The sequence below is a fragment of the Massilia soli genome (assembly GCF_016809835.1).
GTDB lineage: Bacteria > Pseudomonadota > Gammaproteobacteria > Burkholderiales > Burkholderiaceae_D > Telluria_A > Telluria_A soli.
In genome coordinates this window covers 69913-81822 of the sequence record NZ_JAFBIL020000002.1, presented here as the reverse complement: position 1 = coordinate 81822, position 11910 = coordinate 69913, and the positions used below count along the sequence as shown (strand labels likewise).

Sequence of the window (11910 nt, the reverse complement as noted above, 5' to 3'; positions counted from 1 at the left end):
CGGGGTAAATCATGCCATTTCTCGATCTTCCTCCCCAAATGCAGGAACGGGTGGTGTGCTCAATCTCGGCCGCTGTCAAGTACGAGGTAGCGGCAAACGTCGTCTTGGCGGTGGACGAGAAAGAAGGCGGCAAACCTGGGCAGTGGGTTCGCAATAGCAACGGGACATATGACGTGGGTTATATGCAGGCGAACACCAGGTATTTGGCGGACCTGGCGCGCTACGGGATCAAGCCAGAGCATGTGGCCGCTGCGGGCTGCTATTCGCATGACCTGGCCGCCTGGCGGATCAGAATGCACATCAAAAAGGATTCCGGCGATCTTTGGACACGCGCATCTAATTATCATTCGCGCACGCCAGCGATCAACGCCGTGTACCGTGCCGACCTGATACGTCGCGCGGTTAAGTGGGCCGATTGGCTTGAGGCGCGGTTCCCGACCCACAATGTGCTTGCGCCTGATACCCAACAGCGGGCGGCACGGGTGCCGGTAACGATCGTGGCTGCAGTTCCTGCAGCCCCTGCAGCCCCTGCAGCCAAGCCGCAAGCGTCGCCGCGGATCTGGCCGACACCGAGTTACGTTCCACGCAAGCTGCTGGTCAGCGCCGAACCCTGATGCACTATCGTCTTAAGCGGCTAAACATGAACCGCCACCTCGCTCTACAAGGAGTCAGTATGCGTAGTACCAAGTCACTTGCCATTGGCCTGATTCTCCTGCCTGTCGCCTTGGCCGCGCATGCGCAATCGAACGAGTATGCAGGTATACCGGTTTCCACAACGGTGTATGTGCCATTTGCGAACGGCAGTGCCCGTTTTACCCCAAATATAGAAGGGATCGCGCTCTTGGCAAGCGCGCCGACCGCCGCGCTGGTTACAATTCGTGGCCGCACGAGCACCGCGAAGCCGACCACGAAGGATGAAGCTCTAGCCCTCGCCCGAGCGATCTCGGCTCGCGCCTATCTGATCGAGCGCGGTGTCTCGCCGTTAAAGATCACGCTCAACTACGTGTCAGCGGCCGATTTTGTAGCTGACAATTCGACTGTTGCCGGCCGTGAGTTGAACCAGCGCGTCGAGATAGACATTATCCATTTGGGGAACGAGGAGGAATACTAGAATGGACACCCGTGACCTTGCGACATTGCTTTTGCTGGCTTTCTGCGGCTACCTGGCGTATCGACTCATTCGATGGTTATGGCCAATCTACGAGCAACGAAAAGAACTAACAACCTTCGAAATGCTCGATCGCGCGATCATGTCCCCAATGGAAGAGCAACAACGCCAGGCGACCAAATACGGCTCACGGTCGCGGACGCTGACGATCCACTTGGTGAACTTGGGGCTGCTTCTGGCATGGATGTACTACGCGCCGGCTTCCAAGCTAGTCTTCTGGAGCTTGTTCTTTTACCAAGGCATTGGCTTCTTCGTCCTGAACCGCGCCGGAGTGCCAACGGCCTCGGATTTGACGGGATTGAACATGAACGACCGACTCTGGCTTCGCCTCTTTCACGCTTGGCTGTGGCCGGCCTATCTGATGCACAAATTTCTTCAAAAGTAACCAGCGTTTCCTGTCGTGACGACATGCTGATGGCTCCACATACTCAGGAGCATCAGCCATGCTGACAAAAAAATATTCGTATTCCTGCCCCGCGATCGGCGTCCGGGTCGTCGTCACCAGGCAGACATTACCGGCGATCGCCTGCATTGGCGACGTCGCCGGCTACTCGCAGAGCGATTACGACTGCTCACACCAAGACCAGTGCGAACGCCGGCATGACCAGGCCTGCGCGGTCTACCGCTTAAATACTGGTGGCGCAAACGCGCACAGCTAGTACGAAACCTTAGACTTGGGACTGTTCTCGGGTAGCATGTACAAACGACTTCGTAAATTGGGCTTCGACCACTCCGGCGCACAAGCGGCGGTAGACATGTGGGACATGCACACGAACGAATAGGAAATCACGAAGCATTGCGCTTCCCCTTCTAGCTGCGATCGGGTCGATTGGCAACCACATCAATGCGCCATCCTCTGCGGTACCGGCGATGGCTTTCCATCCTTTGCCGTCCTCATCAACTGCGACGCAGCCAGGTTGCCAATCATACGGGGTGCGCAACTCCTTCACCCAGCTTTGCACCTTACCGTCATTCACCACGACGACGCCGCCGCGGCCGGTATAGTCCCACTGTTCACGCCAGCGCTGGGCAGTGGCCAGGTAGTCCACCATTGACGTCATGACTCCCCACTAAATTTCGAGGTGCAGGTTCATCGCCGCTTCCTGGCGTTCCAGCATCTGGCCCAGTTCTTCGGCAGTGTCGGCAATACCACTCCAGAATAGCTCCGTCGAATCGATTCCGGTTGCGTCCGCCACCTTGCGCAGATAACGCATCGTTTCGGTTTCGCGTAGACGTTCGAGCGTAATACCCATTGCGTCTGCTTCCTGTTGAGTCAACGCATCGATATATAACCTGATCTTGGGGTATCCCTCCAGGAATCGCTTTCGTCCCTTTGCTAACTGTTCTTCGGTAAGGTTCATGATGTGTCCTCTAATTGTTAGACGAACCAGGCGGCGCTGAATAGCCGCCTGGCGATCATTACGCAACCTTGGCCACCTTGCGCTGACGTTTCGGCTTGTCATCCTGGAGCGGCTGCACTTTTGTTTGCTCCTGTTGCTGGACGTCCATCTGGTCGAGTGGTTGCAGCTGGTCGACCTGCACGCCGTGGTGCTTCGCGATCACGACATCAACGAAGGAGCGCACCTGGCGATCGACCCCTTCACGCCCAAGCGCACTCCGGTTGGCGACGTCGTTGAAGTCGGTGTGCCGTTTCATTTGCTCGATCGCCGCCAGCTGCTCGCCGCTGAGCGTGTTACCAGTCTTCTGGTGTTCACGGTAGGAGTCGGGCGTGACTGGATCTAGCCCGGCCGGGTAGCTGGCCTCCCCTGGCGCGAAGACGGGCAGCAGTGCCTTGCCGCCGACAAGGTCGGCAGCTTCCTCGGCTTTGGTCCGGCCAGGGTTGACGCCAAGGGTGAGCTCCAGATGGCGGTCGTCGTCTCCGGCAATGACCATTGGCTTGCCCGGGAATTTTTGGTGCAGGGCCTGCGCCACCTGGATAAGGTTGCCCGAGTCGAATGCCGAGACGGTTGCAAAGCCGAGCGACCTGGTCACGTCGGACATGGTGGCATACCCTTCGCCAACGACGATCGCGGGCGCCTTTGCCAAGTCGTCCAGGTCACCGCCGACTACGTGGAAACACCCCTCCTTCCGGCTATCCTTGGCGAAGCGCTTGGTCCCGTTGGCCTGAATGTACTGCATGGTCCACTGCTTGCCATCGACGTCGACCGCTGGGAGGTAAGTCTTCTTGCCATCTTTGTCAGTGAAAGCCCCGGCTTGCGGCTCGATGCCCTTGGCCAGCATGTACGGCGTGGCATGTTCGACCGGGTCCAGTTTGCGCAGCTGCGTCGCGACCCGTTTTGCGGCCTGCTCCTGCAGCTGGCTCTGATGGGCCTCGCGCTGCTGCAGCTTTTGCGCCGCCTCGGCCGCCAGCTGCGCCCTGTCTTCGGCGGACAGTGTGTAACCCTTCGACTTCCAGGTCAGTTCTTCGCCGGTTTTGTTGTTCTTCATGTAGCCGGCTGGGTGACCGTCCATGTGCCCAACGTAAAAGCCGGAGCCGGAATTCTTGCTGAATTTCTCGCCCTCCACCGAGATACGGTGCGGCTTGCCGTCCAAAACAGGATGCTCACCACTGATGATGCAGCCGATCGATGTCAGTGCCTCGGCAAACTCCTCCTTTGGCGTCATCGCCGGGGTCTGTTGCGCCGGCACGTTCTCAGGCTTCCACTTGTCCAGCTTCGCCATGTCAGCGTCGGGACCGGCGTACCACGACTTGGCTACCTTGTCCCACACGGCACCGGCCGCCTTGGCATCCATCCGTTCGCTGTACGGCACCGCAAGGTAAATGCGGCCCTCCGCGGCTTTCGCGGCGGAGGGCTGTGCTTCGGCCGCCGCCGGCGCTTGCGCCTCGCCTGGCGCCCTTTGGGACGGCTTCCGCGCCCATTTGGCGAACGGAGCCGGATCTATGTTCTGAGGAACGTACCAGGACTGTTCGTTGCGGTCCCATTTGGCGCCCTTCGCCTTCGCTTCTTCCTTCTCCTTGTAGGGCACAGAGATCAGGTTTTTCGGCGCAGCCTTGTGGGCGTCGACCGGCGCGGCCTGCTGGGTGCGCTGGAGCTCTTCAAGCTCGATCCTCCGCTGCAGTTCGGCGTCGTTGGTGCTGGCAACGAACTCGGCGTTCTTCCGGGCTTCTTTAGCCGCTGAAATGTCCTCGTCTGTACTGTCCGGGTTGCGACGAACCCGTTGTTCATTAATGCGAGCCAGCTTGGCCGCCTTCTCGTGCTCGCTGACAGTGGAGCGAGCATCGATCACGGCCAGGCGTTCGGCCAGATCGTCAGCCAGTTGCTCGGTCGGCCGGTCGTCCAGGAATTCGTACAATCCGTCGCTGACCTGTGCGTACACGCCCCATGACTCGGCCTCTACGCCCTTTGCTTCCGCCATCGACACAATCAGCTTGCCATCCACTTCCTCAGTGACGTTGCCCCGAACGTACGTGCGGCCGGTCCAATCGTGCGGCAGTACGAAGCCAAGGTTCCCCTTGGCCTCGCGATCCAGCGCAGCGCCGAGACGCTCGCGGTCAACGGCTTCGCCCGAAACTAGATCAAGCCTGGCGGCGGCAACGACGGCATCGGACTGACGTACTGTTACCAGCTTTTTGGCACTCTCAATCTGGTCAGCCAACGCTGGTACGTCCCGCGGCAACTCATGGCGCTGCCAGAACGAATTGGTGTCTGCCGATAGCGGCTCCATGTCAGCAAAGATGGTATGGACACGCTGGAGCTGTGCCAAGGTAGCCCCGTCCAGGGAACGCGCCAGTTTGCCCGTGTCGATGCGCGCCAGCGTCCACGCTTCGGCACGATCGGCGCTAGTGGCCCCAGCAAGCGCTTTCGAATCGTCCGCCGGAGGCATGATCGGCTGGCGCGCCAGCTGCACGGATTCGGCCAGCTGGTGAATTTCACGCAGACGGGCCTCTAGCTCGTTTGCGTTCGCCAGCTCCAAATAATCGGCCATTGTTTCGTATGATCCATCTGGCCTTTCGCCTGTGAGGCGATAATAACTCGGTATTTGATCCGATTTAGCCTCGACATTGTCTTCGATCATACCCAATATCTGGGTGCCGCCGGTCCATTCGGGTGGTATAGAGACAGCCTCGGCCAGCCCTGCATCGATGGCCGCATCGAGCTTTTCAAGGGCGGTCACTTCGGCAGCAAACGTATGGCGCGCCTGATCCACGGCAGCCGACCTGATGTACGCATTCCTGATTTCCCGCAGGTTGCTGGCGATGTCAAGATTTTCCCGCTCGATTTGCTTCTGCGTCAGGCCCATGATGTACTCCTGAATTTTTTCAGCATCGGCCGCTGCCCGAAAGATCTCCAGCGGGTCATCTTGGAGGGCCTTGATCCAAGACCCAACGTAGGCGGCGTGCTGCTTAGGATCGTGTCCGATACCAAGTTCGTCGCCAAGGATCATACTGGCTATCTCCGCGCGCAGCTCTTCCTTGGCATAGCCTTCGCTGCCGAAGGGATGCGCCAGGTCGCGGTTCAGACGCGTGCTGTGGCCGGTCCAGTGACCCAGCTCGTGCAGGGCCGTCGCATAGTAGTTGTCCGCCGTCGCGAACTGTTCTCTCGCCGGCAGGTGAATGCTGTCGCTCGATGGGCGGTAGAAAGCGCGATCATGTTCGCCTTGGCGAAATGTAGCGCCCGATGCCCGCAGGATCTGCTCGGCATTCTCCTGGGCGCTCCATCTTTGTTCCATACGCGGCGCCAGTGGCGGCAGCCCGTCGATCTGCTCGGCATTGAACACGGTCGCCAAAAACACGCGCGGCCGTTCCAGCATCACGGTTTCCTTCACAGGTTCACCCCTGTTGTCGAAAACCTGCTTTCCATCCACCATCTTGTTCTGCTCGTCGGTGAATTTCCAGTACTGGATCGGCGTGCCCTTCTCGCCCTTGCGCACCTGGGCGTCGAGCCCCTCAGCCTGCTTGTAAGTCAACCAGCGCTGGTCCGATCGACCCTCGCTCATGAGCTGCAGTGCATTGATTCCCCTGTAGCGTTTGCCAGTTGTGGGATTGATGGGCATAAACGCGCCGACCTCGCCCGGCTCCCACGGTTTCTGCCACGGCGCGGTGCCTTCGCGCAGCTGCTCGATAAGCTTCTCGGCGACGGTTTCGTAGAACGGCTTTTGATCGTTTTTCATTTCGATTCCCTTCCGTTTGGTTCCGATGAGTTGATCTGCCGGCGCGCTAGTCGTGGGTGCTTTCGATCGCGTCGACCTCGCTCAGCGCACTTTCCTGGAAGGCGCCGGCGGCCTCCGCTTCGACCGGATCGAACTCGGCCTGAAAACCTGGCGTCATGGCGTCCGCGAGCTTGCTGCGCGCGCTCTCGCTTGTCGTTGTCGCGTCCTGCTGAACGACGATAAAAAGGCGCTCTTCGTCGGTGATGGCCAGCCCGTGCAGGTTGTCGGCAGGGTCGGCTGGATCAGCCTGGAAAGTCGTTGTGTCGTTGCTCATGATTGGCTCCTGGTGGTGGGTTTAAACTGCGGCTGTAACCTTGCTGTCGTCCGGTCGGCGCTTGCTGTTGGGGTACCTCTGTTCGCACTCCTCCTACCACGTGAGGACCGGAACGATAACGGTCTTGATTTGCGAGCGCCCGATCGGCCCGGTGTAGCGGCCGTCGAACGACGTACCGCTCAGGTCGGACATGAGCAGCACTTCCGTGTTGCCGATCACGAAATTGGTGGCCTGGAAACGTGGCAGTGGGCGGCCGGCGCCGTCTTGTGAAAGTGGCGCGCTATGTGGCAGCAATTCGCCGTTGACTCGCACGCCATCGGCGGCAATGGTCACGTGATCGCCTTTGGCCGCTAAAATTCGCTTCATCATGTAGCCGTAATTGCCGGGGCAGAATCCCGCCGCCAGGTAGCCCCGGCGTTTCGCTTCCTCGATGACGCCAACTTGCGGGGGACAGAAAAGCACGTACTCGCCCTTCTCCACCGGCTTGCCACTGATCCAGTACAAACCGACCGGGATGCTCTTGCTCGTGTTGACGCGCACGCCTACGGCGTAGCACACCATGCCCAACGCAACGACGCTGGTACCGGCCAGGCTGATTCCCGCGATGATCTTCTTGAAAGTGGGTTTCATATCGTTATCCCCGCCTCATTTTGGCGAGTTTTTGTCGGCCGCAACTCGTCGCTTTTTTGCGGTGCCGGCACGGCGGCGCGCGCGGTAAAGATGGGATCCTGGAAGTAAAGCGGCTGCCGGCCGTAGATGGCGGGATAGCCCGCCACATAGACCACCATGTCGCCCGGCTCGACAATCAGTTCGCCATCCTTCCTGGGCCCTGGCATGCGCAGGCACTCGTCAGGCGTCAGCAGCGGACGCTGGACCTCCTGGATGGTGCGCGAGACTTGACCGAGCAAGGCGCTGGTACGCCGGCCGCTGGTGGTTACCTGTTCCTTTGCCACGGTTGTGGTGCCGGTCAGTTTCGACAAATGTTCGGCCGTTTCAACCCGGTTCGGCGGATAGGCGTTCTGTACGTGGCAGTTCGATGTGATTGTTTCGTCCGGGCCGTAGCCGGTTTCCCGGCTTTTTAGCTGGTTGATGTCCTGACAGATCAGATAAAACTTGATGCCGTATCCGGCCACAAAAGCCAGACTTTCTTGCAGGATTTCGAGTTTTCCAAGACTCGGAAATTCGTCGATCATGCCGAGCAGCCGATGCTTGTAGTTCTTCTTGGTCCGCACATACGTCGTCGCGGCCCGCTTGAAACCGATCTTCGCCAGCATGCGCCGCCACAACGGCATGGTCGAGCTGATCCGTTCAAACTCCATCTTGTCGGCAAGCAGCCGTACAACCTGGTTGATAACCACGCGCACCAGGGGGCGCAGCCGCGCCTTGTCGTTCGGCTGGGTGACGATGTACAGGCTGACCGGGCTGTCCTGGTTCATCAGGTCCTTGATACGGAAGCTCGACCGGCTTACGTTGCGCGCCACAACGGGATCCCGGTACAGCGCGAGGAAGGACTTGGCAGTGGACAGCACCGATCCGGCTTCCTCCTCGGGGCGGTCGATCATGTCCCTTCCGGCCGATCCCACGGCCGGATGATTCTGGCCGTTGATATGACCGTACGTGACCATTTCCATCCACAGCTCTGCCGTGCTGCGGTTGGGATCGGCCAGCATGAAGTCCACTTGAGGAAGATTGCCCGGCGTGCCCTCGTTCTTGGCCTTGTACAGGACATGCAGAATCAGGCCGACAAGCAAAGCCTGGCTGGTTTTCTGCCAGTGCGTTTCCAACCCTTTCCCGTCTGGATCGACGAGCAGGGTCGCCAGGTTCTGCACGTCGCCAACCTCATACCCGGTGCCCAGCCGGACTTCCTCCATCGGGTTAATGAATACATCGTTGTTCGGATCGGCCGGCTCGAAGCGCAGCACTTTGTTCTTGGCATATTTCTGCCGCCAGCCGGCCGTCATTGCCCACAGCTCGCCTTTCAGGTCCGTCACCAGCGCGCTTCCGTCCCAGGACAACAGGGTTGGCACGACCAGCCCGACGCCCTTACCGGAGCGCGTCGGTGCATAGGTCAGAACGTGCTCCGGTCCCTCATGACGCAGATAGTGCAGCTTGCCGCTCGTGTCCGCCCACGCGCCCACATAGACGCCGCTGCTCTTCGTCGCCTGGACACCGCGCGCAATTTCGTGCCACTTGCGCGGCTGCGGCAGCAGGCCGGCATCCTGAATGTCGCTCTTGTTCGCCCAGCGGGCCGAACCGTGCAGGTATTCATTAGCCCTGGAGGTATTGGACGCAACCATCTTCGCAATAACGAGGCCGATCAGACCGATCCCGGCGAACGTGATGCCGACGCTTCCCGCACGCATGAAAGCGTCGGGATAATGGGCGTACCACTTCGATGCCCACTGGACGATCCCCCAAGGCGCGTAAATGTGGTCGATGTGGGGTCCCAGTGCTGCCTGATAGCGCATGTCGTGCGCGAAGAACTGCGTTGCTGCCTGCATCCCGCCGCCGAGGGTGAGTGTCGCGAGCGCCGGTATGACCTTGTTCGGGCGCCGCCTCTTGGTCCGCACCTGGGGACCAACCGCGTTGTTGAACCTGTCGTTCATCTGCTTCGTCCTTTCCTTTTAACGACACCCTTGCTGGACACGTCCAACTGCGTTCCCAACGAGATCCGCTTGAGGCGCAGTGCCGTGGCTTCGTCCACTGGCAATATCTGAACTTCTTCACCCGTACTGAGCAGAGCCATCGCTTGCCCATCAACACGGCGAAGGCCGGCATAGATTGCTGTGAGGCCGTTATCTCCAGTATAACGTTCGTGTTTCGGTATATCGAATCCAAGCGCCCTTTTTTGATCTCGCTCAGCGATATACTTGGCAACAGCATGTGCTGCGTCTGCACCCTGCCTGCCAGCCGTCAATCGCGTCGTCGCGCCTGCCTTCGGCGGCGTCGCTGCCGGTGTCGTTGACGTCACCTGGACAGCCGGCAGCAACGGCGCGAACGGTACTTTCGCTGCCGGCGTACCACTAGCGATTGCGATGGCGCCGAGTTGGGACAAGCGCTGTAGCCTGTCCTTGCTGGCCGGTGGCGGCGACGTGCCCATGCGCTTTACCCGCGGCTTCGTTGCAGCACTGGACTTGGCCGGTTCCATCCGGATGCCGACCTGGTCGGTACCGACTTGTGGCAGCTGCTGCAGAGAGTCGTTGTCCACCGGCGGCCGGGCGGCGCCGGGCCGGCTGACAGAGGGCTTGCCGCCGCCTGCGGGCGGGATGCCTACTCTTCCTGCCCGATGAACAGGCCGTCGCAACCCGTGATCTGATTCGGGTCCTTGGTGCTCCACACCACCACGTACATGACCCGGCAATAGCACTTGACCTCCCTCGGGCTGCTGAACCACACCGAGTTTGGGCATGTCTCGCACACCGTCGCGAGCGGCGGGCGGCGCTGTTTTGGCAACCCTTGCAGGGTCGGACTCGGGACGGATGGAATCTCCGACACCGGGTTTTCTGGCGCCGCTTCGGGCTGCGAATGCGGCTCTAGCGTCGCCATGTCGATCTTGCTCATCGCGTCTGCCAACAGGTCCTCGTCCGATACTGTCGTTTCCATGTCTCTTCTCCTTCGTCGTGGATGGGTTGGTCAACTGCTGACGACGACGCTCCAGGGCTTCGTCATCGAAGGTCACAGGCAGGTTCGCCGAAGCAGCCACCCATGCAATTTTTTCCTTGAAAGCCGCCGAGCCGTTGACCGTGATACGGTTGCCGTATCGCTCCATCGCCAGCCGCAAGGCCGCTTGCAGCCCAGCCTCGTCGATGCCCTTTGACACCTTGAGCTTGTTGCCGTCATCCCGGACGGCGCTGGCGCCGACGCTGTAGATGATCGTGCCCTTCTTGGTGATGCTGTCGTGCTGGGAATGCCTGGCTGCAGCCGATGTACGACCCTCGCCGGCGACGGTGTTTCCCTTGAGGCCGGTGGCAGATTCCCGCGCGCGGAGCGCGCCCAGGGCCTCCCCGTCGCCGGCCATTGCCTTATCGCGCAGCCAGTCAGCCCACGTCCGGCGCTGAAACCTCGTGTAGATCTCCTGGCGTTCATTGCGATACGTCCTGTTGATATTGTTGATTTCGTCCTTGAGTGATTTGCTGGTTGCCATGTACATCAGTTTCTTGGCGATGCCCGATGCGCTGACGAGCCTGATCGCGGCGCGCTTGAGCCGTCCGCTGCGCTTTGCTGCCTCGATCAGCCTGTCCTTCTTCGCTTTGGCCTTCGCCCATTCGTCGGCCCGGGTCGTGCTGGCGGTCGCTTGAGCTGTCTGGTACCGCGCGTACAGTTCGACCGTGTTGGTCCTCGATGCCACCGGCTTCTTTTCGTAGCGATTCCGTGACTTCACGCTCGCCAGCCGTTCTGGCGCCGCCCGAAAAGCGCCGTAACGCTGCTCCAGCTTCCCCTTGGATAATTCGCGGCTGACCGAACTGGCTTTGACGGTGACACCGTTCTCGGCGGTAATAACCAACCCGTTCGCCCGTTCGTGGATCTGCAGTCCGTTCTCGCGCATGACCTGGTGCAGGCTCTCCCATGACTGCGCGCCCTCGATCTGCCCTTTGCATTCGCGCTTGAGCCAGCCCAGCAGGCTCTCCACGCCAGATTGATGCTCCATGTCGGCCGTGCGATTTTCGGCTTCGGTCTTGTTGGGCTTATGGTTGTCGACTTCCAGTCCGAACTCGCGTTCTAGCTTCTCGGCTAGTTGGCCCAGCTTGTAATAGGCGTTGAATGGCTCATGGATCGTGTACCGGCTGGGATGGATCTTGTTGATGGCAATGTGAACGTGCAGGTTGTCGGTGTCGTGATGCACCGCGCTCATCCGCTGGTGGCCGGCAAAGCCCAGAGCATTGCAGATACGTTCCTCAATCGCCTTCAAGGTCGCATCGTCCGGCTGCTCCCCCTCCCGAAAGCTGACCATCAGGTGATAGGTCTTGTCGGCGGTCGAGCGGGTGTTTTGTGCTTGCGTGTTACGGATCTCAAGCACGGCAAGATCGATGTCATTGGAAATGCAGTTGGTAAGGCTCACAATCCCAACACGTACGTTCTTCTCTTGCGGATCAGTGATGTAATCTGCCAGGCGCCCAAAGCTGCTTTTTTGGGGCGCAGTCAGAGGCATGTGCTTGACGATCACGACAAGCTCCAATGCGGACAGACCAGCGAGAGGCGCGACGCTGACATGTTGTTCTCAGATGAGCCGCAGGTTCGCGAGGCGATCGCGAATATCCATATATTCGGTAACCTTCATTGCACCCTCCTTTAGCGG

General features: G+C 59.9%; 11 protein-coding genes. 4 read left to right on the top strand and 7 right to left on the bottom strand.

The window, feature by feature from the left end; genetic code table 11:
- The first annotated feature begins 11 nt into the window (after positions 1-11).
- From I4X03_RS04780 to I4X03_RS04765, 4 genes are read left to right on the top strand one after another with little or no spacing between them, the layout of a single operon-like run.
- Positions 12-614 carry a lysozyme family protein gene (locus I4X03_RS04780; protein WP_223466508.1) on the top strand — a complete coding sequence of 201 codons (603 nt, stop codon included), beginning with the start codon at positions 12-14 and terminating at the stop codon, positions 612-614.
- 59 nt (positions 615-673) lie between these two features.
- Entirely contained in the window at positions 674-1111 is a 438-nt protein-coding gene (locus I4X03_RS04775) for an OmpA family protein (RefSeq protein ID WP_223466506.1), read from the top strand.
- Between the two features lies 1 nt (position 1112).
- On the top strand, positions 1113-1553 hold the full coding sequence (locus tag I4X03_RS04770) for a hypothetical protein (protein WP_223466504.1): 441 nt from the start codon (positions 1113-1115) through the stop codon (positions 1551-1553).
- A 58-nt stretch (positions 1554-1611) separates the two neighbouring features.
- The gene (locus I4X03_RS04765) at positions 1612-1827 is read left to right on the top strand and encodes a hypothetical protein (RefSeq protein ID WP_223466502.1); all 216 of its coding nucleotides are present in this window, start codon (positions 1612-1614) and stop codon (positions 1825-1827) included.
- A gap of 9 nt (positions 1828-1836) precedes the next feature.
- Here the strand turns inward: I4X03_RS04765 and I4X03_RS04760 are convergent, their stop codons facing one another.
- The 7 genes from I4X03_RS04760 to traI form a co-directional block, all read right to left on the bottom strand.
- Entirely contained in the window at positions 1837-2229 is a 393-nt protein-coding gene (locus tag I4X03_RS04760; protein WP_223466500.1) for a hypothetical protein, read from the bottom strand.
- A 9-nt stretch (positions 2230-2238) separates the two neighbouring features.
- Positions 2239-2529 carry a DUF6388 family protein gene (locus I4X03_RS04755; RefSeq protein ID WP_223466499.1) on the bottom strand — a complete coding sequence of 97 codons (291 nt, stop codon included), beginning with the start codon at positions 2527-2529 and terminating at the stop codon, positions 2239-2241.
- Between the two features lie 58 nt (positions 2530-2587).
- The gene (locus I4X03_RS04750) at positions 2588-6307 is read right to left on the bottom strand and encodes a zincin-like metallopeptidase domain-containing protein (RefSeq protein WP_441295275.1); all 3720 of its coding nucleotides are present in this window, start codon (positions 6305-6307) and stop codon (positions 2588-2590) included.
- Positions 6308-6347: 40 nt separating this feature from the next.
- Positions 6348-6614 carry a hypothetical protein gene (locus I4X03_RS23275; RefSeq protein ID WP_223466493.1) on the bottom strand — a complete coding sequence of 89 codons (267 nt, stop codon included), beginning with the start codon at positions 6612-6614 and terminating at the stop codon, positions 6348-6350.
- 93 nt (positions 6615-6707) lie between these two features.
- A complete protein-coding gene (gene traF / locus I4X03_RS04740) occupies positions 6708-7244 on the bottom strand; it encodes a conjugative transfer signal peptidase TraF (protein WP_223466491.1) in 537 nt (178 codons plus the stop codon).
- A complete protein-coding gene (locus I4X03_RS04735) occupies positions 7241-9220 on the bottom strand; it encodes a type IV secretory system conjugative DNA transfer family protein (RefSeq protein ID WP_223466481.1) in 1980 nt (659 codons plus the stop codon). Before I4X03_RS04735 ends, traF begins: the two co-directional genes overlap by 4 nt.
- Complete coding sequence (traI, locus tag I4X03_RS04730; RefSeq protein ID WP_223466470.1) at positions 9217-11778, bottom strand: TraI/MobA(P) family conjugative relaxase; 2562 nt, start codon at positions 11776-11778, stop codon at positions 9217-9219. The genes I4X03_RS04735 and traI overlap by 4 nt, the downstream gene beginning before the upstream one ends.
- Positions 11779-11910 lie beyond the last annotated feature (132 nt).

Excerpts from the sequence above, each read along its gene's own strand:
- I4X03_RS04775 (WP_223466506.1), top strand. The coding sequence starts at position 674 with ATGCGTAGTACCAAGTCACTTGCCATTGGCCTGATTCTCCTGCCTGTC.
- I4X03_RS04755 (WP_223466499.1), bottom strand. The coding sequence starts at position 2,529 with ATGAACCTTACCGAAGAACAGTTAGCAAAGGGACGAAAGCGATTCCTG.
- I4X03_RS23275 (WP_223466493.1), bottom strand. The coding sequence starts at position 6,614 with ATGAGCAACGACACAACGACTTTCCAGGCTGATCCAGCCGACCCTGCC.
- I4X03_RS04780 (WP_223466508.1), top strand. The coding sequence starts at position 12 with ATGCCATTTCTCGATCTTCCTCCCCAAATGCAGGAACGGGTGGTGTGC.
- I4X03_RS04765 (WP_223466502.1), top strand. The coding sequence starts at position 1,612 with ATGCTGACAAAAAAATATTCGTATTCCTGCCCCGCGATCGGCGTCCGG.
- I4X03_RS04735 (WP_223466481.1), bottom strand. The coding sequence starts at position 9,220 with ATGAACGACAGGTTCAACAACGCGGTTGGTCCCCAGGTGCGGACCAAG.
- I4X03_RS04760 (WP_223466500.1), bottom strand. The coding sequence starts at position 2,229 with ATGACGTCAATGGTGGACTACCTGGCCACTGCCCAGCGCTGGCGTGAA.
- traF (WP_223466491.1), bottom strand. The coding sequence starts at position 7,244 with ATGAAACCCACTTTCAAGAAGATCATCGCGGGAATCAGCCTGGCCGGT.
- I4X03_RS04770 (WP_223466504.1), top strand. The coding sequence starts at position 1,113 with ATGGACACCCGTGACCTTGCGACATTGCTTTTGCTGGCTTTCTGCGGC.